The 25,713-nt window shown below is 50.1% G+C and carries 22 protein-coding genes; 12 read left to right on the top strand and 10 right to left on the bottom strand.

Going from position 1 to position 25,713, the window contains the following annotated elements:
• Positions 1-166: 166 nt before the first annotated feature.
• The 5 genes from HQ50_RS09620 to HQ50_RS12710 all read right to left on the bottom strand — a co-directional run bounded on the left by HQ50_RS09620 (position 167) and on the right by HQ50_RS12710 (position 5,526).
• A complete protein-coding gene (locus HQ50_RS09620; protein WP_039430118.1) occupies positions 167-1,975 on the bottom strand; it encodes a DNA polymerase III subunit gamma/tau in 1,809 nt (602 codons plus the stop codon).
• 122 nt (positions 1,976-2,097) lie between these two features.
• On the bottom strand, positions 2,098-3,744 hold the full coding sequence (locus HQ50_RS09615) for a fumarate hydratase (RefSeq protein WP_039430116.1): 1,647 nt from the start codon (positions 3,742-3,744) through the stop codon (positions 2,098-2,100).
• 72 nt (positions 3,745-3,816) lie between these two features.
• Positions 3,817-3,960, bottom strand: coding sequence for a cysteine-rich CWC family protein (locus tag HQ50_RS12715; RefSeq protein WP_369794188.1), 144 nt, complete (start codon positions 3,958-3,960; stop codon positions 3,817-3,819).
• An 83-nt stretch (positions 3,961-4,043) separates the two neighbouring features.
• Entirely contained in the window at positions 4,044-4,985 is a 942-nt protein-coding gene (locus HQ50_RS09610) for a nitronate monooxygenase family protein (RefSeq protein WP_039430112.1), read from the bottom strand.
• A 415-nt stretch (positions 4,986-5,400) separates the two neighbouring features.
• The gene (locus tag HQ50_RS12710) at positions 5,401-5,526 is read right to left on the bottom strand and encodes a DUF1661 domain-containing protein (RefSeq protein ID WP_369684604.1); all 126 of its coding nucleotides are present in this window, start codon (positions 5,524-5,526) and stop codon (positions 5,401-5,403) included.
• Between HQ50_RS12710 and HQ50_RS11740 the strand changes: the two genes are divergently transcribed.
• The 4 genes from HQ50_RS11740 (at position 5,477) to HQ50_RS09590 (ending at position 9,412) form a co-directional block, all read left to right on the top strand.
• Complete coding sequence (locus tag HQ50_RS11740) at positions 5,477-5,611, top strand: DUF1661 domain-containing protein (RefSeq protein WP_369684603.1); 135 nt, start codon at positions 5,477-5,479, stop codon at positions 5,609-5,611. The two genes, HQ50_RS12710 and HQ50_RS11740, sit on opposite strands and share 50 nt — an antisense overlap.
• Before the next feature lie 170 nt (positions 5,612-5,781).
• Positions 5,782-8,262, top strand: coding sequence for a DNA translocase FtsK (locus HQ50_RS09600; RefSeq protein ID WP_039430106.1), 2,481 nt, complete (start codon positions 5,782-5,784; stop codon positions 8,260-8,262).
• 13 nt (positions 8,263-8,275) lie between these two features.
• Positions 8,276-8,923, top strand: a complete 648-nt coding sequence (locus tag HQ50_RS09595) for a LolA-like putative outer membrane lipoprotein chaperone (RefSeq protein WP_039430104.1) — start codon at positions 8,276-8,278, stop codon at positions 8,921-8,923.
• 63 nt (positions 8,924-8,986) lie between these two features.
• A complete protein-coding gene (locus HQ50_RS09590; RefSeq protein ID WP_026292311.1) occupies positions 8,987-9,412 on the top strand; it encodes a hypothetical protein in 426 nt (141 codons plus the stop codon).
• 134 nt (positions 9,413-9,546) lie between these two features.
• Here the strand turns inward: HQ50_RS09590 and galK are convergent, their stop codons facing one another.
• The 3 genes from galK to pckA all read right to left on the bottom strand — a co-directional run bounded on the left by galK (position 9,547) and on the right by pckA (position 13,697).
• Positions 9,547-10,701, bottom strand: coding sequence for a galactokinase (galK, locus tag HQ50_RS09585; protein ID WP_039430101.1), 1,155 nt, complete (start codon positions 10,699-10,701; stop codon positions 9,547-9,549).
• Positions 10,702-10,750: 49 nt separating this feature from the next.
• The gene (locus HQ50_RS09580) at positions 10,751-11,818 is read right to left on the bottom strand and encodes an aldose epimerase family protein (protein WP_039430099.1); all 1,068 of its coding nucleotides are present in this window, start codon (positions 11,816-11,818) and stop codon (positions 10,751-10,753) included.
• A 271-nt stretch (positions 11,819-12,089) separates the two neighbouring features.
• Positions 12,090-13,697: a phosphoenolpyruvate carboxykinase (ATP) gene (pckA, locus tag HQ50_RS09575; protein ID WP_039430095.1), complete on the bottom strand. Its 1,608-nt coding sequence runs from the start codon at positions 13,695-13,697 to the stop codon at positions 12,090-12,092.
• 296 nt (positions 13,698-13,993) lie between these two features.
• Between pckA and pgk the strand changes: the two genes are divergently transcribed.
• The 8 genes from pgk to HQ50_RS09540 all read left to right on the top strand — a co-directional run bounded on the left by pgk (position 13,994) and on the right by HQ50_RS09540 (position 23,059).
• Positions 13,994-15,250 (top strand): phosphoglycerate kinase, encoded by a 1,257-nt coding sequence (gene pgk, locus HQ50_RS09570; RefSeq protein WP_018965704.1) that lies wholly within the window; start codon positions 13,994-13,996, stop codon positions 15,248-15,250.
• Between the two features lie 121 nt (positions 15,251-15,371).
• Positions 15,372-16,844: a DUF5687 family protein gene (locus HQ50_RS09565; protein WP_018965705.1), complete on the top strand. Its 1,473-nt coding sequence runs from the start codon at positions 15,372-15,374 to the stop codon at positions 16,842-16,844.
• A 34-nt stretch (positions 16,845-16,878) separates the two neighbouring features.
• Complete coding sequence (locus HQ50_RS09560) at positions 16,879-17,580, top strand: ABC transporter ATP-binding protein (protein ID WP_039430092.1); 702 nt, start codon at positions 16,879-16,881, stop codon at positions 17,578-17,580.
• Positions 17,581-17,740: 160 nt separating this feature from the next.
• Positions 17,741-18,016, top strand: a complete 276-nt coding sequence (locus HQ50_RS12270) for a DUF1661 domain-containing protein (RefSeq protein WP_235317988.1) — start codon at positions 17,741-17,743, stop codon at positions 18,014-18,016.
• 51 nt (positions 18,017-18,067) lie between these two features.
• Positions 18,068-20,044: a glycogen debranching enzyme N-terminal domain-containing protein gene (locus HQ50_RS09555; protein ID WP_039430090.1), complete on the top strand. Its 1,977-nt coding sequence runs from the start codon at positions 18,068-18,070 to the stop codon at positions 20,042-20,044.
• A complete protein-coding gene (locus HQ50_RS09550) occupies positions 20,041-21,303 on the top strand; it encodes a glycosyltransferase (RefSeq protein ID WP_039430148.1) in 1,263 nt (420 codons plus the stop codon). The genes HQ50_RS09555 and HQ50_RS09550 overlap by 4 nt, the downstream gene beginning before the upstream one ends.
• The gene (locus tag HQ50_RS09545) at positions 21,300-22,586 is read left to right on the top strand and encodes a glycoside hydrolase family 57 protein (protein WP_018965710.1); all 1,287 of its coding nucleotides are present in this window, start codon (positions 21,300-21,302) and stop codon (positions 22,584-22,586) included. The genes HQ50_RS09550 and HQ50_RS09545 overlap by 4 nt, the downstream gene beginning before the upstream one ends.
• On the top strand, positions 22,583-23,059 hold the full coding sequence (locus HQ50_RS09540; RefSeq protein ID WP_039430088.1) for a hypothetical protein: 477 nt from the start codon (positions 22,583-22,585) through the stop codon (positions 23,057-23,059). Before HQ50_RS09545 ends, HQ50_RS09540 begins: the two co-directional genes overlap by 4 nt.
• Before the next feature lie 283 nt (positions 23,060-23,342).
• Here HQ50_RS09540 and HQ50_RS10415 read toward each other — a convergent pair whose 3' ends face one another.
• Together HQ50_RS10415 and HQ50_RS10410 are read right to left on the bottom strand one after the other, a co-directional pair.
• Entirely contained in the window at positions 23,343-24,296 is a 954-nt protein-coding gene (locus HQ50_RS10415) for an outer membrane beta-barrel protein (RefSeq protein ID WP_255327699.1), read from the bottom strand.
• A 4-nt stretch (positions 24,297-24,300) separates the two neighbouring features.
• Positions 24,301-25,596 (bottom strand): carboxypeptidase-like regulatory domain-containing protein, encoded by a 1,296-nt coding sequence (locus HQ50_RS10410; protein ID WP_161780810.1) that lies wholly within the window; start codon positions 25,594-25,596, stop codon positions 24,301-24,303.
• Positions 25,597-25,713 lie beyond the last annotated feature (117 nt).

Raw genomic sequence — 25,713 nt, 5'->3', positions numbered from 1 at the left:
CGAGCAAAACTACTAGTAGTTTTGGAAGAATCTACTAGTAGTTTCAGCGAAATTTACTAGTAGTTTTTGAAAGAAGCTATGGAAGCTCCGAGAGGAAGGTATAATCGCCCGTCCTATTTCATCCTCTTTGAGAGAACTTACGTCTCTTTATAAAATGGACGAAAGGCTATACCAGACTAAGACCGAGACGAGTCCGAAGCTCATCAAAAAGAGGATTCTCCTGATTAAGGCGTTCGATCTTTTCGTCCAAAGAGACAGGCACACGGTTCAGAGACGTAGCTTCGGATACGCGGACACTCATTTGTATGGTCGTATTATGCAACTTATCCGCAAGGAAACTCAGCAAACGAGACGAAACGTTATTGATCTCCTCTTCTTGATTGCTATTGAGTACTTCCACGTCGAAAGCGGAGGTTCCGGGTCGGAGCTTAGGAAGGCAATTAGCCATCGTTTTCTTCAGATGGATCTCTTCCGAGAGCTTTGTTTCGGCAAATTCGATCCAAGCGAGTTGCAGCTGCTCTTCATCGAATGATTCGGTCATTTCTGTCCGAATCTCCTGCTTGTCATTTTGGAGTTGTTCCTGCTTACTGCGGATTCCTCTCAATGTAAACCGACCTTCGGATCCTACAATAGGTGTTGCCATCGGGCGCGTTGGAGGTACCACTTTAGTCTGCACAGGCTTGTCTTCGGTGATGGTCGGAGCGGAAGTTTCAGGTTGCAGTTGCTGCGCATCGACACTTGGTGTGGGCGGATCAGAAGGTTGAGAAGGAGCAGGGGATGGCTGCACTTTGGCCGGAGCCGGCTGAGGAGGTACTGATCCGCTCGCCACAGGATTCGCCTGCTGCGTCGCATGGGTTGCGGGCTGAGCAGTCAGCCCCTTGCTGAATAAAGCTGCGATATTCATCAGCGACAACTCCAACAGCAGGCGTTTGCCATTGCTCTGGCGATACTGCTGGTCACAGGCATTCAGTATCTTGAGCGATTGGTACAAGAAAGAAGTGGGGCAACGTGCTGCCATATCCACATATCGCTGTATGACTACTTCGGACTGCTCCAACAGCGGCAGAGTAGAAGCATCCTGAGCCATCATCAAATCGCGGAAGAAAGAAGCCAATCCGCTCACGATCACCTGTCCATCAAAACCCTTGGCCAACAATTCGTCCAGCACGATCAATACGGATCGGTAATCCCCCTGCAGAAAGAAATCCGTCAGACGGAAATAATAATCGTAGTCGAGGATATTCAGATTCTCTATCGTATTGGCATAGGTAATATTGCCTTCCGAGAAACGGGCAATGCGGTCGAAGAGCGAAAGAGCATCGCGCATTCCTCCATCGGCTTTTGTCGCTATTATTGCCAAAGCTTCGGCTTCGGCTTTTATCCCCTCGCTGTCCGCCACATACCGCAAATGTTGCTCTATTCGGGCTGGTGGTATTCGTTTGAAGTCGAATATCTGACAACGCGAGAGAATAGTGGGCAGAATCTTGTGCTTCTCTGTGGTCGCCAATATAAAGATGACATAAGAAGGCGGTTCTTCGAGAGTCTTCAGGAAAGCATTGAAAGCTTGCTGCGAGAGCATGTGCACCTCGTCGATAATGTAGATCTTGTATTTTCCGATCTGTGGCGGCACATTGGCCTGCTCTATCAAGAGACGAATATCATCTACCGAATTGTTCGAAGCGGCATCCAGTTCATATATATTCATGGATCGCTGCTCATCGAAAGCCTTGCAGGATTCGCATCGTCCGCAAGCTTCTCCATCGGGCAACCGCTCCAGACAGTTGATGGCACGGGCAAAGATGCGTGCACAAGAGGTTTTTCCCACCCCACGCGGGCCACAAAAGAGATAGGCATGAGCGGTTTTTTGCTGTACGATGGAGCTTTTGAGTGTAGCGGACAATGCCTCCTGACCGACCATCGAGGCAAAAGAATCGGGGCGATATTTGAGTGCAGATACGATATATTTCGTTTCCATGAGCCGAGCCTGTTTGCTTAGGAAACAAAGGTAAACTAAAAAGAAGCAGCAGAGGCTATACCGGAGAGTGAACTCTCGCGACATAGCCTCCACAATGCTTTTAGTCAGAAACTCTGCGGGGATCAATGCAGAGCACAACCCTTACACTTCTCCCTTATCTGAGTAAAGAAATCATTGCCCTTGTCGTCTACCAGAATAAAGGCAGGGAAGTCCTCCACTTCGATCTTCCAGATAGCCTCCATTCCCAGCTCGGGATATTCCAGACACTTCACTTTCTTGATGCTGTCCTGAGCCAGAATGGCTGCAGGGCCGCCGACGCTGCCGAGGTAGAATCCGCCGTACTTCTTACATGCATCCGTCACTTGCTGAGAGCGGTTGCCTTTGGCTATCATCACCATACTGCCCCCGTGCGATTGGAAAAGATCCACATAGCTATCCATACGGCCTGCCGTCGTAGGCCCGAACGAACCGCTCGGCATCCCCTTCGGCGTCTTGGCCGGACCGGCATAATAGATGGGATGATTCTTGACATAGTCGGGCAAACCCTCGCCACGGTCGATACGCTCTTTCAGTTTGGCGTGAGCAATATCACGTCCGACGATGATCGTACCACTAAGGGACAAACGGGTGGAAACGGGATACTGCGACAGCTCTTTCAGAATCTCAGGCATCGGACGATTCAGATCCACCTTGACTACCGTGCCCTCTGTACCCTCACGCATGGATTCAGGGATGAGTCGCGCAGGATTGGTCTCCATCTTTTCGATCCAGATACCGTCTTTATTGATCTTTGCTTTGATATTACGGTCTGCCGAACAACTGACACCCATACCTACGGGACAGCTCGCTCCATGTCGGGGCAGGCGGATGATGCGCACATCGTGAGCGAAGTACTTACCGCCAAACTGAGCACCCAAGCCCAAGCGATGCGAAGCCTCCAGCACCTCCTTCTCCAGCTCGATGTCGCGGAAAGCACGCCCGCCTTCGTTGCCCGAAGTCGGCAGATTGTCGTAGTACTTGGCCGAAGCCAGCTTAACGGTCTTGAGGTTCGCTTCGGCCGAAGTTCCGCCTATCACGAATGCGATGTGATACGGAGGACAGGCAGCCGTACCCAAAGAACTCATCTTCTCCACGAGGAAGTTCACCAGCGTCTTGGGGTTGAGCAGTGCTTTCGTTTCCTGATAGAGATACGTCTTATTGGCCGACCCTCCTCCTTTGGCTATGCAGAGAAAGTCGTACTCCATGCCGTCCACGGCCATCAGGTCGATCTGTGCCGGCAGGTTGCACCCCGTATTCACTTCCTTATACATGTCCAAGGGAGCATTCTGCGAATAGCGCAGGTTCTCCTGTGTATAGGTATCATAGACACCATGCGAGAGCTGTTCTTCGTCATGACCGCCCGTCCAGACCTGCTGTCCCTTCTTGCCGAGGATGATAGCCGTGCCCGTATCCTGACAGAACGGGAGCTGTCCTTTGGCCGAAACTTCCGAATTGCGCAGGAAAGTCAGAGCCACGAATTTGTCATTTTCGCTGGCTTCCGGATCGGATAGGATCCGAGCCACCTGCTGCTGATGCTCCGGTCGCAAATAGAAAGCAATGTCATGAAAAGCCGTCCGCGCAAGTAATCGCAGAGCTTCCGGCTCCACTCTCAGGACATCATGATCGCCAAACTTGTCCACGGACACATACTCCTTCGTCAGCAAATAATACTCTGTCGTATCGTCCCCCATAGGGAAGGGCTTCTGATACTTAAAATCTGGAGTTGCCATAGTAATCGTAACTGTTGTTATTAAAGTGATAATCGGTTCTTTTTTTGAGGCCTCCTCATACAGGAAGTTTCCTCACGGGCGCATTCGGAGTATTTGCTCTGCGGATGCACTTGCTATTTCCTTCAGGCAGGTCAGGCACAGGCAGTCGTGATAATGTCGTCGGAGGAATTCGAAGTGATGCGATTGCAGTTGTACCGTCCTACAGTCGCATCGCATATCGGGAAGATCATGACCGCATAGAAAGCCTCTCCCACAACGGGGACAGACTTTCCGGCGGTAGTTTCCCGATAGATTCAGGCTCATATCACAGCAGGCATACCGGCCAACGATCGCTTGTATCCATCCACCAGATCAGCCATGATCTCGGCCACTGTCTCCGCATGACGTATCTGCGATGCTGCTTGGCCTATCTCCAATTCGCCCTCGTGCAGGTCGCCTTCGAAGATACCCTGCTTGGCACGACCACGACCGAGTAGCTCGCGTAGCTCTTCCACGGAAGCACCACGCTGCTCGGCAGCGAATACATCCTGATAGAATTTGTTCTTCAGCAGCCGCGTAGGCGATACAGCCTTGAGCGAAAGCATCGTATCTCCCTCCACAGACTGGCGGCAATAGGCTTTGAAGTCTTCGTGCGCCGAGCTTTCTTCGCTCAGAGCAAAACGCGTGCCCACCTGTACGGCATCGGCACCCAAGGCCAAAGCAGCGGCAACTGCACGGCCGGAAGCAATCCCTCCGGCAGCAACCACAGGAATGCTCACAGCATCCACCACTTCGGGTATCAGGCAGAGGGTCGTAGTCTCCTCCCGTCCATTATGTCCGCCGGCTTCGAATCCTTCGGCTACGATGGCATCTACACCGGCAGCCTCCGATTTGCGAGCGAATGTGGCACTGCTCACTACATGTATCACCTTGCTACCGGCAGCTTTCAGCTTGGGTGTCCATACCTTCGGACTGCCGGCTGACGTTACCACTACGGGCACATGCTCCCTCATGATGATCTCCATGATCTTGTCCATCTCGGGATAGAGAAGAGGTACGTTCACGCCGAATGGCTTGTTAGTAGCAGCTTTGCAGGAACGGATGTGGTGTTCCAGATTGTCCGGATGCATGGATCCGGCACCAATAAGTCCCAAACCACCGCAGTTGCTCACAGCAGAAGCCAGTCTCCAACCACTACACCATACCATGCCCCCCGATATGATCGGATGCTCGATGCCCAACAATTCGCAAATTCTATTCATTTCTTATTCTTCTTATTTTGTATTGTATCTGTTGTTCTATTGCACTTCGGTTCGTATGGTCTTATCCTTATTCAAACCGACGCACCTTGTAAGAGTACAACCGTAGTCACTTCTCTCAGGTTCTTGCACCGGCACACAATATTATGAGACGTACAGGAAAGCCCAACTACATGAAAAGCGGCAATTCACGGATATGCCTCTTACAATTCTGTATCAGATATAAATCTCGACCATAATCACAAAAATAGGAACAAAAGCCGACTTCTACACCCTGCTGTTTCGATGCCGAGGGGAAAGGAACTTCCCCGATGCGATATACCCTACATCCAAGCAGACGACACGCAGGCAGAAGCGAAGAATACGGTATAGGCGGCAAACAGTCTTTTTCGCTTCCCTCTCGCGACTTTCTAAGATCTCATGTGGTTCGTAAAATCAGACAAATGACGTTGCAAAAAACGTGGCGCGAGAAAATTTTCGGTTTGGCTCGGGAATTGAAAAAAAGTCGCGCCGGAACGAAAAACTTCTCAGACGTGTTTTTCAAAATCCACGAACCGCAATTCGGTCGTTTTTGGTTCCAGAAACAGGAGAGCACGGACAAAGAAGAGTGGCAGTTTTCCCGTTCATGAAATAGAGAGAAGAGATCTGGGATTGCTTCCATTCATCTAAAAAGGGACTCAAAACTTAACTGAAAAGTGAAATGGATAGGGCACAAAAATTCGTACTTTTGTCAGGATTCAAAGCAAACAAAACCCGTAAACAACAATTCCCCTTTACGAGGAGAGCAGAGTTTTTTCAGATGGCTACAAAACAACGCAAAGGGAGCAGAAGCTCCGGACGAAATACATCCTCCGCAAATAGAAGGAAAGAGGGCAACTTTCTACGCCGCATATTCATCACCCCCATACGGGATACTTTCAGCCGCGACAAGGTCGGCTTCGTCTTCGGAGCCATACTGCTGGCCATCGCACTCTATACGGCTATAGCCATAGGTTCGTTCTTCGTACATGGGGGAGTGGATCAGAGCGTGGTACGGGATGCGCCTGTCAGCGACATCCTCCTCGGTCGCGCCCCTGTGGCCAACCTGTGCGGTATCCGTGGTGCAGTATGGGCGGAATGGCTGATGAACGGGCTATTCGGATTCGGAACGCTCTTCCTCCTTTTCTACGTTTTTTCGTTGTCGCTGAAGCTCATGGGCGTTGTCAAGCGCGTATCGATCGTAAAACGACTGATATTCTGCGGTGTGATGACCTTCTGGACGAGCCTTGCAGCCGCATTCATATACAAAGTTTCAGGTCTCGAAGGTTTTCTTCGCTGGGGAGGTATGCACGGTCAGGAATGGACACTGTTTCTCGAACGCAATATAGGTAAGGCCGGCCTGATCATAGTTCTGCTCGTCCTTGCCGTCATCATAGCGGTAGTGGTACGCAGTGAATGTATGGGTTTCTTCCGCCGTTTGCTGGGACTAAGCTGGATCTCTATCCCCAAACTGCCGAAGAGGGAGAAGAAAAACAATCATGACGAGTCCGGGGACGAGCAGTTCGGCAATGGCTACGACAGGGGCGAAAGCGAGAATCTCTCCGGCTATCTCAACAATTCGGAATACGAAGACAGCCCCGGAAGTGAAAATGCCGATGAACTGGATGATTACATTCCGGCTCATAAGAAAGAAGAGGAGAATGATTCTTCGCAGTCCATACAGGTGGGGTCAATGACTGTCGAACTGGCTCAAGAGGAAGAAAAGGCGGACGAAGCTCTGCTGGCGGAAACCAAAACGGATCCCAGAATGGACTTGGCTTCATACAAATTCCCTCCTGTCGATCTGCTTACCCAGTACGACCTGCAGCAACCTCCGATCGACATGAACGAGATAGAAGAGAACCAAAAGCGAATCATCGCCACGCTGGACAGCTTCAAGATTCATGTGACACCGATCAAGGCTACAGTAGGCCCTACGGTGACGCTCTATGAGGTTGCACCGGATTCGGGTATCAAAATCAGTCGCATTCGCAACCTGGAGGACGACATCGCCATGAGTCTCAAAGCTGTAGGAGGTATCCGTATCATCGCGCCGATGCCGGGCAAAGGGACGATCGGTATAGAAGTGCCCAACCGAAAGCCACAGACCGTAAGCATGTACTCGGTCTTGACTTCCAAGAAATACCAAGAGTCCGACATGGATCTGCCCGTGGCACTCGGCAAGACGATCACGAATGAAGTGTTCATCTTCGACCTTTGCAAGATGCCTCACCTCCTGATAGCAGGTGCTACGGGACAGGGGAAATCCGTGGGTCTGAACGCCATGATCACCTCTCTCCTGTACAAGAAGCATCCGGCCGAACTGAAGTTCGTGCTCGTAGACCCGAAGATGCTGGAGTTCGCTGTCTACGAAGCTATCGAGCGTCACTATTTGGCCAAGCTCCCCGACGAGGACAGAGCCATCGTGACGGATATGACCAAGGTGGTACCCACTCTGAACTCTCTCTGCATCGAAATGGACAATCGCTACCGCATGCTGACGGAAGCACGAGTGAGGAACATCAAGGAATACAACGATCAGATTATCAGTGGCAAGCTCAGCCGCTTGCACGGTCATAAATTTCTGCCCTATATCGTACTGATCGTCGATGAGTTTGCCGATCTGATCATGACATCGGGCAAAGAGGTAGAGCGTCCGATCACCCGCATCGCCCAGAAAGCACGTGCCGCAGGTATTCACATGGTGGTAGCCACCCAGCGACCCTCCACGGACATTATCACCGGTATTATCAAAGCGAACTTTCCTGCCCGTATCGCCTTCAAAGTATTCTCCATGATCGACTCCCGAACCATTCTGGACCAACCGGGAGCCAATCAGCTCGTCGGCCGTGGAGATATGCTTTTCTATCAGGGAAAAGACACGGTACGTCTGCAATGCGCTTTCCTCGATACGCCGGAGTGCGAGGCCGTCACCCACCACATTTCGCTTCAGGAAAGTTACACTTCGGCTTATGAGCTGCCGGAGTATGTGCCCGAAGGCGAAGAGGGAGGACTGAAGGCCTTCAATCCGCAGGAGAAAGATCCTCTCTTTGAAGAAGTAGCCCGCATGGTGGTAAACTCACAACAGGGATCCACCTCTAATATCCAGAGAAAGTTCAATATCGGCTACAACCGTGCAGGGCGATTGATGGACCAACTGGAAGGTGCCGGTATCGTTTCGCCGCAGGACGGTAGCAAACCGAGGCAGGTATTGATCCAAGATGAAATGAGTCTGGAACGCTTGTTCGAAACACTCCGATAATCCGAAAGAAATAATGAAGACATCCTTGCACCGGATCCGGATGTTCCGGATCCTCTTTCTGCTTCTTTTCATTCCTGCTATGGCCTTAGCTCAACGCTCGGCTCAGGGCGAACTCCAAGCAGCAGCCAAGCACCTTGCCAACCCCGATGGGACGCGAATCGACTTTCAGGCAGAGACCATAGCTCCCAATGACATGGGTTCATCACCCCTCTCTTCCGGTAGCCTCATCATCAAAGGCAATCAATTTCGTCTCGGCTTCGGCTCTATCACAGCCGTATTCGATGGCCAAAAAACGCTCTCTTACTACGATGCATCCGAGAATACGCTCAACATCTCCCACCCGACGAATGCGGAATTGGCTATGATCAACCCACTGATCATCCTCACCCGATCCGAAGCCGGCTATCGCACAGCCATGCTGCCTCCGACGAAAGGGGGGAACGTAATCGGCCTCACGCCCAAAACGGCTAACGGGATCAAACGAATCGAGCTACAGGTCAGCACCCAAGGCTCACGCCCGACCGGTGCCATGATTATTCTGGAAGATGGGACAAGGATCGTGACAAAAATCACCGGTATCAGTCCGACAAAAGCATCTTCCGAACTGTTCCGACTTGCCAAAAAAGACTACCCCAACGTAGAAGTCATCGATCTCAGATAATAAAACTCCTGCTAAGCCCGTTTTCCTGTTGGAACAAAGAGATCATCAACAAACGAAAAATCCATGAATCGAACAGTGAAAACCCTGGGAATCTTTCTTATCGGTATGCTGACCTTCCTTGTCGGGGCAGCGGAAAACTCTACGAAATCGCTCGTTGGGACGTGCTGGAGGAGGCACCTTTCTCCCGAAGAAATCAATCTGTCGGCAGACAACGTCAGCCCTTCTTTCAAAGCCTATATGGAGCTGGCATTCAACGAAGGGAACAAAGCCATGCTCACCATCCGAATAGAAGGAATGGGAACAAAACCGGCGGAATCGAAAGAGGAAATCTACTACGAATGCAACGGCAACGATGAGGTTATCATCATCACCAGACGGGACGGTGGCGGAGAAGATAGAGAGAAAGCAGCCATCAGCTGGATGGACGAAACGATGAAGTTAGTCACCGAAGGAGAAGAACAGATCTTCAAGCTCATCAGGAAAAAGTAATCCTCCGCTACCCCACTATCTCTTACGTTCGGGATGGAAGCAGAAAGGGAAAGAGGATATGCCCCATGCACTTCGGTGCCGGCATATCCTCTTTTCTTTTGCAGCTATCGCTGCTGACGAAACGGCGTTCTCGGTCAGTCTAACCTGCGAGAGCCATCACCGATAACCACATTGTACACCTTGGGTTCGCGGCCGAATCGCTCCTTGAATCTCTTCTTGGCATTCTCGATGAAGAGATCGTAGAGTTCTTTCTTCACGAGGTTGATCGTACAACCTCCAAATCCGCCACCCATAACGCGCGAACCGGTCACGCCACAATCCCGGGCTATGCCGTTGAGGAAGTCGAGCTCTTCGCAGCTCACCTCATAGAGACGACTCATACCATCATGCGTTTCGTACATTTTCTGTCCTACGGTTTCGTAGTCGTCGCGCTCCAGTGCATCGCACACATCGAGCACTCGCTGCACTTCTTCGACGACGTACTCGGCACGCATATAATCCTCGGCGGAGACTTCGCCCTTCACCTCTTCCAACATACTCATCGAAGCATCTCGCAGGAACTCCACTTCGGGATGTTTTTTCTTAATCTCCTTGACCACATTTTCGCAGGACTCTCTCCGTTTATTATACGCTGAGGAAGCAAGTTCATGCTTTACGACCGAATCCAAAAGCACCAGCCTGTACCCTTGGGGATGGAATGGAAAATATTTATGTTCGAGCGTCTTGCAATCCAAACGGATGAGATGGTCTTTCTTCCCGAAAAGGCTGGCAAACTGATCCATGATGCCGCACTTCACACCCACATACTTATGCTCCGTAGCCTGACCGACCTTGGCTAATTCGAATTTGTCGATCATACCGTTGCCGAAGAGTTCGTTCAGGGCAAAAGCATAGGTGCTTTCCAAGGCTGCCGAAGAGGACATGCCGGCTCCGAGCGGAATATCCCCGGAGAAGGCCGTATTGAATCCCTTTACCTCCACGCCTCGGGCTATCATCTCGCGACAGACGCCATAGATATACTTGGCCCAAGTGGCACGGGGAGCATCGTCCGGCCCGAACCCGAACTCCACATAGTCCTTGAGGTCGATCGAATATGCCCTTACCTTGTCCGATCCATTCGGCTTTACTTCGGCCATGACGCCCTTGTCTATAGCACCGGGGAAGACGAAACCTCCGTTGTAGTCCGTGTGTTCGCCGATCAGATTGATGCGCCCCGGAGAGGTGAAGATCTGACCCGTAGATCCGTCAAAGTGCTTGATGAATCTACTCCTTACGAAGTCTAATTCCATAATTTCTGCTTGTTTATGTTTGGGTTGGTATAAAATCCTTGTGAGAAGATCATTCGACGGTACCGAATCGGAACGCCGTCCGGGATTCGAACACTTCGCCCGGGCGCAAGAGAGTCGTAGGATAATTCGGTTTGTTCGGTGAATCGGGATAGTGCTGCGTCTCGAAACAAACGGCCGAACGAGCCGGATAACGCCGGTCGGACTTCCCCTTCAGCTTTCCGCTCATCCAGTTGCCCGTGTACACCTGCATACCCGGTTCGGAGGAAGAGACATCCAATACGATTCCGGTCTTGGGCGATACGCAACGGCAGCAGAAGCCATATGCCCCCAAGGGCTTGTCCACGATAAAGGTATGATCGTATCCCTTTGCCCAAATGAGCTGATCCATCGCACTGTCGATCCGATCCCCTATGCCGTGAGGCATGAGGAAATCGAACGGCGTCCCCTCTACCTCGGCCGGTTCGCCGTAGGGAATGGCCGTATCGTCTGTGGGGAGATAATGCCGGGCTTGTATCATGAGGGTATGATCATGTACGGAGGGATCGCCTGCACCTGAGAGATTGAAATAGGAGTGATTGGTCAGATTCAGAACCGTAGGAGCATCCGCCGTAGCGCGATAGTCTATGTGCAATGCGCCTTCATCCGTGACGCTGTAAATGATCCGAACGACCAGCTCGCCCGGATACCCCTCCTCTCCATCTGCCGACACGTATTCCAGCACAAGCGAAGAGGGGCCGGCGGATTTCACCTCCCACACCTTCGTATTAAATCCGCTGATGCCGCCATGCAGGGAGTTCGGCCCATTGTTGATCGGCAGGCTGTAGCATCTGCCGTCTATGGAGAAAGAACCGCGGGCAATCCGGTTGGCGTACCTGCCGCAGACGGCACCGAAGTACTGCTCCTCCGAGTCGATGTATTCCTGTAGGGAGTCGTGCCCCAAGACGACGTCCACCCGATTGCCGTCTTTGTCCGGCACGATGAGAGAAACGATTCGGGCACCGTAGTTGGTAATATAAGCGTCTATTCCTTTTCCATTGGTCAAATGGTAGAGATCCACGTCCTTACCATTGAGGCAGGAGGCAAAGGCGGATCGTTGCGGAAGGCTGATCTGATTCATTTTACAGTCTGTTTTTTAGAACCTTCCAAATATAGACAATCCACAGCTAAGTATATACAAATCATCTCACCAAGACAAGCCGACAAGACTTATTATTCAGCATGCCCAAACTAATATTAGTTTTGGCTGAAACTAATATTAGATTCGGTAAAATCTAATATTAGATTTTGAGAGAAGCTCTACAATTACAAAAAGAAGAGAATGAAAGAGGGACTGTGTCGCGAATGACACAGCCCCCCTTTCTCTTTTTTCTCTTTCTTTTTCGGAAAGCTTAGAGCTTAGGCCCTGCTGCTACGAGAGCCTTGCCGGCATCGTTGCCCGTGAACTTGACGAAGTTCTTGGTGAAACGCTCGGCCAGATCCTTTGCTTTCGTCGTCCACTCGGTGGCATCGGCATAGGTGTCGCGCGGATCGAGGATATTCGGATCCACACCGGGCAGAGCCGTCGGCACCTTGAAGTCGAAGAAAGGAATAGCCTTGGTCGGAGCCTTGTCTATGGAGCCGTCCAGGATGGCATCGATGATACCGCGCGTATCCTTGATGGAGATACGCTTGCCCGTACCGTTCCAACCCGTATTGACGAGGTAAGCCGTAGCTCCCACCATCTCCATTTTCTTCACCAGCTCCTCGGCATACTTCGTAGGATGGAGCGAGAGGAAAGCCGCTCCGAAGCAAGCGGAGAACGTAGGCGTAGGCTCCGTGATGCCGCGCTCGGTACCGGCCAGCTTGGCGGTAAAGCCCGAGAGGAAGTAGTACTTGGTCTGCTCCGGAGTCAGGATGGAAACGGGAGGCAACACGCCGAAAGCATCGGCCGAGAGGAAGATCACCTTCTTGGCATGGCCGGCTTTGGACACGGGCTTCACGATGTTGTCGATATGGTAGATCGGATAAGAGACGCGGGTATTCTCCGTCACGGACTTGTCGTCGAAGTCGATCTTACCGGCGGCATCCACGGTCACGTTCTCCAGCAGCGCATCGCGGCGGATGGCATTGTAGATGTCCGGCTCGTTCTCCTTACTCAGGTTGATCACCTTGGCGTAGCATCCGCCTTCGAAGTTGAAGATACCGTCCTCGTCCCAGCCGTGCTCGTCGTCGCCGATCAGCTTGCGCTTCGGATCCGTACTGAGCGTGGTCTTGCCCGTACCGGACAGACCGAAGAAGATAGCCGTCTCCTTCTCGTCCATGCTCGTATTGGCAGAGCAGTGCATGGAGGCCATGCCACGCAGGGGAAGGAGGTAGTTCATGTAGGAGAACATACCTTTCTTCATCTCACCGCCGTACCATGTGTTCAGGATCACCTGCACCTTCTCGGTCAGGTTGAATACAACGGCCGTCTCGGAGTTCAGTCCCAGCTCCTTGTAGTTCTCCACCTTCGCTTTGGAAGCGTTCATCACCACGAAGTCAGGTTCGCCGTAGTTGGCCAGCTCCTCTTCCGTGGGGCGGATAAACATATTCTTGACGAAGTGAGCCTGCCAGGCCACCTCCATGATAAAGCGGATTTTCAACCGTGAGCTTTCGTTGGCACCGCAGAACGTGTCCACGACGAAAAGACGTTTGCCGGAGAGCTGTTCCACGGCCAGCTTTTTGATGCTCTTCCACGCCTCCGGAGTCACGGGCTTGTTGTCGTTCTTGTATTCGTCCGACGTCCACCAGATGGTGTTTCGGGTTGTATCGTCCATGACGAAGAACTTATCCTTGGGCGAACGACCCGTATAGACACCGGTCATCACATTGACTGCTCCCAATTCGGTAAGCTGTCCTTTCTCAAAGCCTTCGAGACCGGCTTTGGTCTCTTCTTCAAAAAGGAACTCGTAAGATGGGTTGTGGATAATCTCAGTGGCATTGAGGATGCCGTACTTTGTCAAATCTAATTTGCTCATTACCTGAATAATTAAGTTTGTTCTAAAATCTCTGTTGCAAGTCTCGTCCAATCGTCCCCGATCAACTACAAGAAGCTCGTCCCGCAAGACGGGATCGGGTGACCCTCGAGACCGAGCAAAGATATATAAATTCTTCAGGAACCAATAACGCCGTTTCCGTCCGAGATCGATACCGAAACGATGGGATTCCGAGGGCGGATTAAAGGGGCAAAGCAACCGCTCTTCTATATAAACTTCGTAAGTTTGTCCGCACAATAAACGAACCACTCCCGTCAGGGGCAAAAACATTCAATACAATGACGATAGAACAATTCAATTTCGCAGGCAAGAAAGCCTTCGTGCGCGTCGATTTCAACGTTCCCCTCGATGACAACTTTAAGATCACCGACGACACTCGCATCCGCGCAGCCCTTCCCACCCTCCGCAAGATCATAGCCGACGGTGGCATGGCCATCATCGGCTCTCATCTGGGACGCCCCAAAGGCGTGGCACCGGAGTTCTCCCTCCGGCATATCCTGCCGCACGTATCCGAACTGCTCGGCGTGGACGTCCTCTTCGCCGACGACTGCATCGGGGCCGATGCCATGGACAAGGCGGCCAAGCTCAAAGCCGGCCAAGTGCTGCTGCTCGAAAATCTCCGCTTCTATGCCGAAGAGGAAGGTAAGCCGCGCGGACTCTCCGACGATGCTTCGGACGAAGAGAAAGCTGCAGCGAAGAAAGCCGTCAAGGCTGCTCAGAAAGAGTTTACCCAAAAGCTGGCTTCCATGGCCGACTGCTACGTGAACGATGCTTTCGGTACAGCCCATCGGGCGCATGCTTCGACGGCACTGATCGCTGACCACTTCGACCGAGACCACAAAATGTTCGGCTACCTGATGGAGAAAGAAGTAAAAGCCGTGGAGAGAGTGCTGCACGACATCAAGCGGCCGTTCACCGCCATCATGGGAGGCTCCAAGGTATCAACCAAGATAGAAATCATCGAAAACCTGCTCAACAAAGTGGACAACCTGATCCTGACCGGCGGAATGACCTATACCTTCACCAAAGCGGCAGGCGGTCGCATAGGCGTCTCCATCGTGGAGGACGACAAGCTGGATTTGGCTCGCGACATCGTGAAGAAAGCAGCCGAAAAGGGCGTCAATCTGATACTCTCCGTCGATACGCGGGTAGCCGACAGGTTCGACAACGATGCAGCCACCCAGGTATGCAGCAATATGGAGATACCCGACGACTGGATGGGGATGGACATAGGCCCCCGGTCGATCGAGAAATTCCGCAAAGTAATTCTCGAATCCAAAACGATCCTTTGGAACGGCCCCACGGGGGTATTCGAATTTGACAACTTCTCCATAGGCTCGAAAGCCGTTGGCGAAGCCATCGTCGAAGCTACGGCCAATGGAGCCTTCTCGCTCGTGGGAGGAGGAGACAGCGTTGCCTGCGTAAACAAATTCGGCCTTGCCGATAAGGTATCCTACGTCTCTACGGGTGGAGGAGCTTTGCTCGAAGCCATCGAGGGCAAGACCCTCCCTGGCATTGCAGCCATCCAAGGATAATCCCCCCAAAAGGAAGGATATTAACAAGCAATATGTACTGAAAAAGTGGAATTAAACCCCGAAAGCCCATCGTCTGACTTTCGGGGTTTTTCCATTGAAGCGAAGATATAATACAGAACCAATGTACCAACGAGAACTATTCCGACACGAATGGCGGCGCACGATCCGCTCCACCATCTCGGCACAGAGCGTTGCCATAACGATATTTTGGGCCATTTACTTCCTGTTCGTAGGCGTGAGCCTTTTTGTTTTCGGTCTTATCTTTCCGATAGCGATCAAGGACGGCTTTCCGGCACTTACTGCCGTTCAGATCATGACCGGACTCATTCCTTTCCTGATGCTTGCCGGTCTGGTGATCCGCCTTTTCCTGCAACCGCTCAATTATATAAATGAAAACTACTATCGGCAGCTACCGATACCGCGCAAAGCCATAGCACGGTATCTTATATTCCGCCCATTGGCCAATCCGATCAACTACTACGTCTTCGTCTTCCTCTTTCTGCCCTACAGCATCATGACGGGAATAGAAGGAGGGGCAACCGATTTTACTGTAGCTCTCGTCACCCTGCTGCTGCTTACACTGACCAATATGCTCCTGGCTCCATACCTGAAGCGCATACTGGGCGATGGTCTCCGATTCTATATCATCGTCATCGGTGCCATAGCCCTCATGCTCGCTGCCGAGATCACCGGATTCGTGCCTTGGTCGGACTATCTGTTCCGCTTCGTCTCATCCCTTCCGGTATATATCGTATGGATCTGCTTGGCATTGATTTCGGTCGGAACGTATATAGCGAGCCAGCGGTATTTCAGACTGCATCGCTATGCCAAAGAGCGCACCAAGTCCGGCAGCACGGAGCGGTACCACAGTCTGAACTTCGTCCGTCAGCATGGTATCATAGGCGAGGTGATAGCACTGCATATCAAGCTCATCCTACGCTCCAAACGCCTTCGCAGTACTTTCATTTTTTCCTTCCTGTTTATATTGTACGGCCTTCTCTTCTACAAGGAAAGCAATATAGACAAGATGACCGCATATGCGATGATCGCCAATATCATCGTCAGCTCCCTGATGCTGATGCAGCAGCAATTCGTGATACGGTGGGACTGTGGTTTCTTCGACGGGCTGATGGCGCAAGCCATAACCTCCCGAACCTACATCCGCAGCCACTATATCATCCTGATGATACTCAATGCTGCCAGCTTCATCCTGAGTACACCCTATTTCCTGATGGGAGAGGAGATCGCCTACCTGCACATCTCGCTCTTCCTATGGAATAGCGGCTTGGGAACGATCTTCATCCTGCTAATGGCATGCTTCAATAAAGGCTACATAGAGGTAATGTCGGGAAGCATAATGAACCAGCAAGGCACTTCGATGGTCAATATCCTGATAGCGTTGCCGACGATGATGGTCGCCCCGTTTTTGTTGGTTGTACTGAAGTGGCTCACCGATACACGTACGGCCGAAATCGCCATCGGTCTGATCGGTCTGATCGCCCTCCTGGTGCACAAGCCTCTTCTGAGCTTCTGCACACGCGTTTTCTCTCGTCAGAAACACGCTTTGGCAGAAAGCTTCCGCGAACGCAAATAATTTTGACGACAATCTTTAGACCACTACAATAGACATGATACAAATAAGCGATCTGAGCAAAAAATACAACGGAGTTACCGTACTGGATATTCCCCGTCTCTCCATAAGCCACGGCGAAACCTTCGGTTTGGTAGGCAACAACGGTGCCGGCAAGACCACTCTCTTCCGCCTCATCCTCGATCTGATCAAAGCCGATAGCGGAAGCATCTCCATCGACGACATCCCCGTAGCGGGCAGTGACGATTGGAAAGGCCGTGTAGGAGCTTTCCTCGACGAAAGCTTCCTCATCGGCTTCCTGCGTCCGGAGGAGTACTTCGATTTCATCGGCAAACTCCATCACCTCGACAAGGAGGAGATAGAGCGTTTTCTCGACTACATGTCGCCCCTCTTTGCCGATGAAGTTTTGGGCAAGAACAAACTCATCCGGGACTTTTCCAAAGGGAACCAAAAGAAAATAGGCATAGCCGCTGCCATGCTCTCTCGCCCCGATATATTGATCCTCGACGAACCGTTTACGGCACTCGACCCCTCGTCACAAATACGGCTGAAGAAAATGCTCAACGAACATGCAGCCCAATACGGTACCACCATGCTTATCTCCAGCCACGACCTCAACCACGTGACCGAAGTCAGCAGCCGTATCGTAGTGCTGCAAAAAGGCGAGATCATCAAAGACCTCCAAACAAACGAACAGACGCTGTCCGAACTGGAACGGCACTTCGCCGTCGAAGGATAAAACGGCCGGAGTAAAGCCGATTCGATCCTCAGGGATTAGTCCCTTCGTCACCGCCCCTTTGGGGCAATATCCGCAATCCACTTCTTCCGAAATACGCGCCGCAAACGCTCCGATTGCGGCGCGTGTTTGCCGAACAAAGTGGCGCGAGAATTTTTTCGTTTTGGCTCGTAATTTTTTTACTCCCCGCGCCAAAACGAAAAAGTTCTCGCACCATGTTTTTTGGCGTTATAAACAGGAAAATTTTGGCGCGCAAACCAAACGAATCCGAGATGATGCCTTCCTCTTTTTCATTCACGTTCGTAGGGAAAGATCATCCTGTTCGTTGGCTATCTGTCTTTCAGGTATTTATCATTTTCAATCCGTGGAAATCCGCATACGATCCTCAAGATCCGGATCGGAAAAGCACGTTAAAATAAGTGGCAGATATGCGAAATAATTGCTATATTAGCATAAACAACACTCCGTAGAGGAAGCCAACAAAACGACGATGAGTTACCTCAAATTCGACAAAACGCTCATGGCGAATCTGGACGAATCGCTTCAGCGCGAATACATCCGTACCAATCGAAAAGGGGCTTATTCCAGCTCTACGATAGTAGGCTGCAACACCCGTAAATATCATGGTCTGTTGGTCGTTCCCATCCCGGAGCTGGGGGATCAGAATCGCGTGCTGCTGTCGTCGCTGGATCTGACCATTATCCAGCATGGAGCGGAGTTCAACGTAGCGGTTCATCACTACAAGGGCGGAGTCATCAGCCCGAACGGTCATAAGTATATCCGCGAGTACAATGTGGATATAATACCGGCCACCATCTTTCGCGTGGGAGGAGTGGTGCTCAAGCGCGAACAGGTATTCTGCCACTACATCAATCGTACCATATTCAAGTACACCCTGATGGAAGCACATAGCGATACGCTACTGCGCTTTCGTCCCCTGCTTGCTTTCAGGAGCGTGGCAGCCCTCACCCACGAAAACGGGCAGATCGAACGTGGACATATCCCGGCCCGAAACGGCATAGGGATCAGCCTCTACAAGGGTTATCCCCATCTCTTCATGCAGTTCAGCAAAGAACCCGAATACCGCGAGGAGGGATATTGGTACAAAGACTTCGAATACCCCAAGGAAAAAGAGCGTGGATACGAGTGTACGGAGGATCTTTACATGCCCGGCACATTCGAGATTCCCATAAAAAAAGGAGAATCCATCTACTTTGCTGCCGGTCTTGAAGAGGCCAATCCGAATACCCTCCGAACGACATTTGCCAAGGAAGTACGAGAGCGCATCCCTCGCGAAGATTTTTTCAGCTGCTTGAGGAATGCAGCCCACCAGCTCTACTACCGCCCTACCCCCAACGATGGCTACCTTCTGGCCGGCTATCCGTGGTTCGACGTTCGAGCTCGCGATCTGTTCGTGGCACTACCCGGCTGTACCCTGTGTGTAGAAGCCCCGGAGCGATTCGAACGCATCGTCAATACCGTCATTCCTGCGATGGAACGCTACATGCGACTGCATCAAGATGACGACACCATACACGGACTGCACGAGCCGGACGTTGGGATTTGGGCCATTTGGGCCATCCAGCAGTATGCACGCCGCAACGGTCTGGAAGCAGCCAAGAGATTCGGCTCCTTCGTCAGCGAAGTGGTATCTTATTATCTGTCCGCCCAGCACCCGACGGCACAAATTCGTGAAAACGGGCTTCTCTACGTCTTAGGCACAGGCTTCCCGTTAAGTTGGATGGATGCCAAACTGAATGGCAAAGCCGTCATCCCCCGTGAGGGCTATCTCGTCGAATTGAATGCTCTCTGGTACAATGCCCTCTGCTTCGAACGAGAACTCAATGGGGAAAAACCGGAGATCGGCGAAATCATCAGCCGGATCGAAAGATCCTTCCCCGATACGTTTCTGAATTGCTACAACTATCTCTTCGATTACGTTCGGGACGGCAAAGCTCAGGACTGGAGCGTACGCCCGAACATGCTCTTCGCCATATCCCTCCCCTACTCCCCACTACAACGCGACCGGCAGCTGCAAGTACTCGAGATCATCACAAGAGAACTGCTGACACCGAAAGGGCTTCGAAGCCTAAGCCCCAAGAGCGAAGGCTACCGGCCTTACTGCCGTGGCAAACAAGAAGAACGGGAGCTGGCCTACTACAACGGTTCGGTATGGCCTTGGCTGCTGGGACAATACACCGAAGCCTATCTGCGTTTATACGGGAATAGCGGAGTGACCTTTCTCGAAAGGATGCTTATCGGCATGGAAGAGGAACTACAGATGCACGGTATCGGCACCGTCTCGGAGTTGTTCGACGGCAACCCGCCTTTTATGGGGCGCGGAGCCATCTCTTTTGCCATGAGCGTAGGAGAGATATTGAGAGCCAAAGAACTACTGAACAGGACAGAATCCGATATGCACCTGAGTGTACGTCATATGTACAATTATACAAAATGGAAAAGATGAAAGCGTTGATGTTCGGTTGGGAGTTTCCCCCACATATCCTCGGCGGATTGGGGACAGCCAGCTATGGCCTTACCAGAGGGATGGCCATGCAGCCCGACATGGATATTACTTTCGTCATCCCCAAACCGTGGGGAGATGAGGACAAGAGTTTCCTCCGGCTCATAGGTACCAACTGCACTCCCATAGTGTACAAGAATGTCCCCACCGAAACGGTGACCCAGCTCTTGGGCAACCGAATGGATCTCCGGACATACGAGGATCTGCGCAGCAACATTTATGCCGACTTCAGCTACAAGAAGACAGATGCCCTCGGCTGTATCGAATTCTCCGGACGCTATCCGGACAATCTGCTGGAAGAGATCAATAACTACTCCATCGTCGCAGGCGTGATAGCACGTACCATCCCGTGCGATGTGATCCACTCCCACGACTGGCTCACCTATCCGGCCGGTATACATGCCAAAACGGTTACAGGGAAGCCGCTCGTAGTTCATGTGCACGCTACGGACTTCGATCGCAGCAGGGGCAATGTGAATCCGCAAGTCTTTGCCATCGAGAAGGACGGTATGAACCATGCGGATCATATCATCACGGTCAGCAATCTGACCAGACGGACCGTCATCGAAAAGTACGGACAGCATCCCGACAAGGTGACCACGGTGCACAATGCGGTGGAGCCTCTGCCTGCCTCCATTCTGGCTTTGCCCGACAAACGAGGCGTACAGGACAAGGTAATTACCTTCCTCGGACGAATCACGATGCAGAAAGGCCCCGAATACTTCGTCGAAGCAGCGGCCAAAGTGCTCGAACGGACAGCTAACGTACGCTTCGTAATGGCCGGAAACGGCGACATGACGGACGCCATGATCAGGCTGGCAGCCCGACACAAGATAGCCGACCGCTTCCACTTCACCGGATTTATGAAAGGCGAACAGGTGTACGAGGTATTCAAGGCAAGTGATGTCTATGTGATGCCATCCGTATCAGAGCCTTTCGGCATCTCTCCTCTCGAAGCCATGCAGTGCGGAGTACCCTCCATTATTTCCAAACAGAGCGGATGTGCCGAGATTCTGAACTACGCCATCAAAGTGGACTATTGGGACATCAATGCCATGGCGGATGCCATGCACGCACTCATAGCCTATCCGGAGCTGCATACTTTCTTGCGCGACGAAGGCCTGCGAGAGGTGAACAATATCAAGTGGGAGACTGCCGGACAAAAGGTACGCGACATATATAATAAAGTAACAGGACGATGAAACATATCTGCTTATACTTCCAAATACATCAGCCGTTTCGTCTGAAACGATACCGTTTTTTCGACATCGGGAACGACCATTACTACTACGATGACTTCCGCAATGAAGAGATCATGCGACGGATCACACAGAAGTGCTACCTGCCGGCCAATCTGCTTTTGAAGGAAATCATTGCCAAGCATCCCGAATTTCGAGTAGCATTTTCTATTTCCGGCACTGCTTTGGAACAGCTGGAATCCTATTCGCCGGAAGCTTTGGACACCTTCAGGGATTTGGCCGAAACGGGCTGTGTAGAATTTCTGGCCGAAACCTACGCTCATTCCCTTTCGTCGCTCTATGATCCCGAAGAGTTTTACAATCAGACGATGATCCACAGCCGTCGGATCGAAGAGCTGTTCGGCGTAAAACCCCGGGTGCTACGCAATACAGAGTTGATCTTCTCCGACGACATTGCCACCCAAGTGGCGGAGATGGGCTTTCAAGGGATGCTCACGGAAGGAGCCAAGCACATACTCGGATGGAAGAGTCCGAACTATCTGTACAAGGCCGGAGCTGCTCCGGAGCTGTCTCTCTTGCTCCGCAATCCGAGGCTGAGCAATGCCATCAGTGCCATGTTCACCCGCTACGACTGGAACGAATATCCGCTGACGGCAGACAAGATGATCCGTTGGATCCAAGAGACTCCCGAAGAGGAGCAGATATTCAATCTCTTCATGAACTACGAAGTCTTGGGATCGCTCCATCCGCAGGAGTCGGGTATTTTCGATTTCTTCCGTGCACTCCCTTCATTGGCGGAGAAGAGCGAACAGGTCAAGTTCGCCACGCCATCGGAGTTGATAGAGTCCTACAGCCCCGTAGCCAAGTTCTCCTCCATCTACCCTATAAGCTGGGTGGGGGAAGAAAAAGATACCGGCACGTGGCTGGGCAATGTGCTACAACAGGGAGCACGCGACAAACTCGAACAATGGGGCGAACGTGTACGTATGATCGACGATCAGCGTATGCTACAGGACTGGCTCTATCTACAGAGTGCCGACCACTTCTACTATATGAAAACTCGTGGCGGAGACGCCGGCAACTTCAGCCCGTACGAAACGCCTTACGATGCTTTCAACAACTATATGAATGTGCTCAGCGACTTCCTGCTTCGCGTAGAAGCCCGCTACCCTTCTACGATAGAAAACGAAGAGCTGAAAGCCTTGCTGACCACAATCAGAAATCAGGATAAACAAATCAAAAAATTAGAAGAGACAATCAAACGTCAAAAAACGAAAACAGCATGAAAAAAGTAATTTTTAGTCTGGCTATCATCTTGGCCGGCATATTCTCCATGAATGCTCAGAGTGCTATCCGCAAGGGCGACGTTTCGCTCAACGTCGGTATGGGTATCGGTTCTCATCACGGATCGGCTGCATTTATGCCCACTGTAGACCTCGAAACCGGCATCATCAGCGGTCTTGCCAGAGGCAAAGGTGCCATTACCGTAGGAGGTCGCCTTGGTTATTACGGCACGGAGCACGATTTCTCGGCCATCATTTTAGCCACTAAATTGGACTTTCATTATCAGCTGGCTTCTGCTGTCGATGGCTATTTAGGTCAGACTCTGGGAGGCTATTTCGGCAATGATACCGGCTTTGTCTACGGTATTCATCTCGGAGCACGCTTCTTTGTCCAGCGCGATTTTGCACTATTCTCAGAAGTATCGGCCGGTTGGGCTACTCCCTATGTCATGGTAGGGGTTAGCTTCGGTCTGTAAGGAAGAGTCCTCTTGGTCTTTCCACTACCGCTTTCGACATGTGATACGGGCAAACTTGCTGAACAACATATTTTTTCCTTTGGCGGTTTATTCGATTTGCACGACTTTTGCGGACGGTAAGCTCAAGATCTTCTGAAAAACCTGAGAACCCATTTGCTATTGAAATTGAAATGAATCTACAAGAGGCTGCCTCTCGGAACAGTTCCGAAAGAGGCAGCTTCTCTTTTTTTAGATCGATTCCTATTTGCAAAGGGTTTCCTTGTCCAGCAAGAAAAAAAGAAGATTACAAACTGATTCCTTCCTCTTTACTTTTGATAACATTTTCAAGTCTGATCTTCTTGTTGCTATTCTTACGTAAAGTATATCTGATTAGTACCCAAGGGCAAAAAGAAACATCGGTCATCCTAACCTTGTAATAAGAGTTAAATGATCCAGTTTGAGTAAATGTTTCGTTGCTTAGTGTTCTGACAAAGTTCTGAAGAGCTATGGCTATATATAGGTTAGGAGTGATATTGTAATTTACCTGATATTGTGCATATATAGGAGATAAATATTTTGTCTGAGTATATGGAGTATAGGTATAATCACTCCATGAAATATCTCCACCTAATGTCCATTTGTTCAAAAATAGCCAAAGACCAGCATTTACAGACCAACTATGCTTAGCCTCAAAACCCGTAAAATAATCTGTATTTCGAGTTCCTCCCACATAGCAGTTTCCCTTTCTATTTTTCATGTTATAGCGGAGATTAGTGCCCCATGCAAGACGAGCGAATTTACCACTGTTTCTGAATGTATTGATTTGTATATTATCTTCCAAATATGCATATGGCTCAATGACATCGGTAAATAGGTTGTATAAAACATTCGGAGAAAAAGTAAATTGATGCACCTTCAATGTATAAGAGCCTTGTATACTGTGTTGTTGCTGTGGTGTCAAGGCAGAGTTTCCCTTGACAATAACCAGAGGATCGGTAGAAGTATTGTAAGGGTTAAGTTGTCCTTCAGTAGGTGCCTGATTCGTCAGTTTGTAGCTCAAACGAACATTATTTTTCTTATTGAATTGGTAATTCGTAGACAAGGAAAGGCGTGGTCTGATATAATTGTTGGTTTCTGTAGCAGCTTGTAGATATACATATTCTAATCCACCAGAGACCATATACATCCATGCACCCATTCTTCCACCATATCCTGCATATAGATATTCATCCCACCTACGATGTTTGAAAACTGGCAGATTTTCATTCTTCTTCTATGTTATCATGGATGACTCTAGTATTACTGCCTATCAGCAAACTACTACCATTATCCCATATTTTTGAATAGGTGATGTCTAAATTAGCAGAAGAACGGCTATTATCATAGATGTATTCATTCAGATAATTTCGACTTTGATACTCCTCCTGACGCTGACCATTATTGTCATTACCATTTCGGTTATATCCAAACATTACTTCCAAATTGGAGGCTTTTGAGAAATCATGTTTGTAGTATAGGCCAGCGGTAATGACATAACTATCATTTTGATTTGTAGATCTGTACAAAAAGCTCATGTCATTTGTTGTTTTCAATGAGCCACTCCCCCATGTTTCTTGTTTCTGTTTCGTAGTGATACCATAGAGCTGTGCAGCCATATAATCTTTTTCGGAAAGACTCCACTTTAAAATCAATTCTCCCAACAAACTCTGTTTATTATTCCGAGAAGTACCCGAAGCTTTTTTAAAGTAGTTAGTATTCTTTTGCCACATTTCGATTTGAGAGTCATCATTGTATGTTCCACTCAAAGAAGCACGTCCATATAGTGAGACTTTAGAGTTACCCACTTCGAAATATCCAACACCAAATCCTTCACGTATAGGTATATCTGTACGTGCAGCCACTTGATAAAATTGATATGGATTGCGCTTTGGCTTCAGCTTTATATTAAGAAGGGTCTTAATTCCTTTCTGTAGGTATTTGGCATTTACTACATCAACTATTTCTACCGATAAAATGTCCTGCGGATCAATAGGGGTGATACCTGTATTGACTAATTTTCCATCAATCAGGACATATGGCGATGTACCATCATCCAACTTTACTGATTGCAAAGCTTGGTTTACCCTCAGTCGGGGTATCTCACTCAATGCTTTATATGGATCACCACTCTTTTTAGCATTAGAAGACAAGTAATAAATTTCTCCGGTAGCCGTTTGTTTTCTGCGTTCTGCAGTCACTACGACCTCATCCAAAGTATGATCCAAATCCTTTAGCAAAAGGAATTCTAAATTTGTAATATCCTTGTCCAAATGATAGAAGTTTTCTTGTTCAGAAAAACCCAACAAGCTGATTGATAAAAAATAATCACCCTGTGGTATCTTGCTTAAGCCAAAATTCCCTTGCTCATTTGTCAGACCCATTGCTACTATAGAGTCTTTGGAAGAAAGGAGTATTTGAACATCCTTAAGAGGCTTTTTATCCCGATCAATAACCCTCCCCGAAATCTTATATTGAGCAAAAAGTGTAGTTACACTAATTCCTGATAAAAAGAGGATCAAGCAGCTGAATCTAAGTATTGAAGTGATTTAAACTAATTGATCCAATGAGAAACAGCGTACTAATAGCTAAAATTGTTATATTATGGGTGACCAAACTCATTCATAACAACATCCCTA

Source organism: Porphyromonas sp. COT-052 OH4946, from assembly GCF_000765965.1.
GTDB classification, from domain to species: Bacteria; Bacteroidota; Bacteroidia; order Bacteroidales; family Porphyromonadaceae; genus Porphyromonas; species Porphyromonas gulae.
This window is presented reverse-complemented; position numbering and strand designations above follow the sequence as displayed.

Excerpts from the sequence above, each read along its gene's own strand:
- HQ50_RS09620 (WP_039430118.1), bottom strand. The coding sequence starts at position 1,975 with ATGGAAACGAAATATATCGTATCTGCACTCAAATATCGCCCCGATTCT.
- HQ50_RS09615 (WP_039430116.1), bottom strand. The coding sequence starts at position 3,744 with ATGGCAACTCCAGATTTTAAGTATCAGAAGCCCTTCCCTATGGGGGAC.
- HQ50_RS12715 (WP_369794188.1), bottom strand. The coding sequence starts at position 3,960 with ATGCGATGCGACTGTAGGACGGTACAACTGCAATCGCATCACTTCGAA.
- HQ50_RS09610 (WP_039430112.1), bottom strand. The coding sequence starts at position 4,985 with ATGAATAGAATTTGCGAATTGTTGGGCATCGAGCATCCGATCATATCG.
- HQ50_RS09600 (WP_039430106.1), top strand. The coding sequence starts at position 5,782 with ATGGCTACAAAACAACGCAAAGGGAGCAGAAGCTCCGGACGAAATACA.
- HQ50_RS09595 (WP_039430104.1), top strand. The coding sequence starts at position 8,276 with ATGAAGACATCCTTGCACCGGATCCGGATGTTCCGGATCCTCTTTCTG.
- HQ50_RS09590 (WP_026292311.1), top strand. The coding sequence starts at position 8,987 with ATGAATCGAACAGTGAAAACCCTGGGAATCTTTCTTATCGGTATGCTG.
- galK (WP_039430101.1), bottom strand. The coding sequence starts at position 10,701 with ATGGAATTAGACTTCGTAAGGAGTAGATTCATCAAGCACTTTGACGGA.
- HQ50_RS09580 (WP_039430099.1), bottom strand. The coding sequence starts at position 11,818 with ATGAATCAGATCAGCCTTCCGCAACGATCCGCCTTTGCCTCCTGCCTC.
- pckA (WP_039430095.1), bottom strand. The coding sequence starts at position 13,697 with ATGAGCAAATTAGATTTGACAAAGTACGGCATCCTCAATGCCACTGAG.
- pgk (WP_018965704.1), top strand. The coding sequence starts at position 13,994 with ATGACGATAGAACAATTCAATTTCGCAGGCAAGAAAGCCTTCGTGCGC.
- HQ50_RS09565 (WP_018965705.1), top strand. The coding sequence starts at position 15,372 with ATGTACCAACGAGAACTATTCCGACACGAATGGCGGCGCACGATCCGC.
- HQ50_RS09560 (WP_039430092.1), top strand. The coding sequence starts at position 16,879 with ATGATACAAATAAGCGATCTGAGCAAAAAATACAACGGAGTTACCGTA.
- HQ50_RS09555 (WP_039430090.1), top strand. The coding sequence starts at position 18,068 with ATGAGTTACCTCAAATTCGACAAAACGCTCATGGCGAATCTGGACGAA.
- HQ50_RS09550 (WP_039430148.1), top strand. The coding sequence starts at position 20,041 with ATGAAAGCGTTGATGTTCGGTTGGGAGTTTCCCCCACATATCCTCGGC.
- HQ50_RS09545 (WP_018965710.1), top strand. The coding sequence starts at position 21,300 with ATGAAACATATCTGCTTATACTTCCAAATACATCAGCCGTTTCGTCTG.
- HQ50_RS09540 (WP_039430088.1), top strand. The coding sequence starts at position 22,583 with ATGAAAAAAGTAATTTTTAGTCTGGCTATCATCTTGGCCGGCATATTC.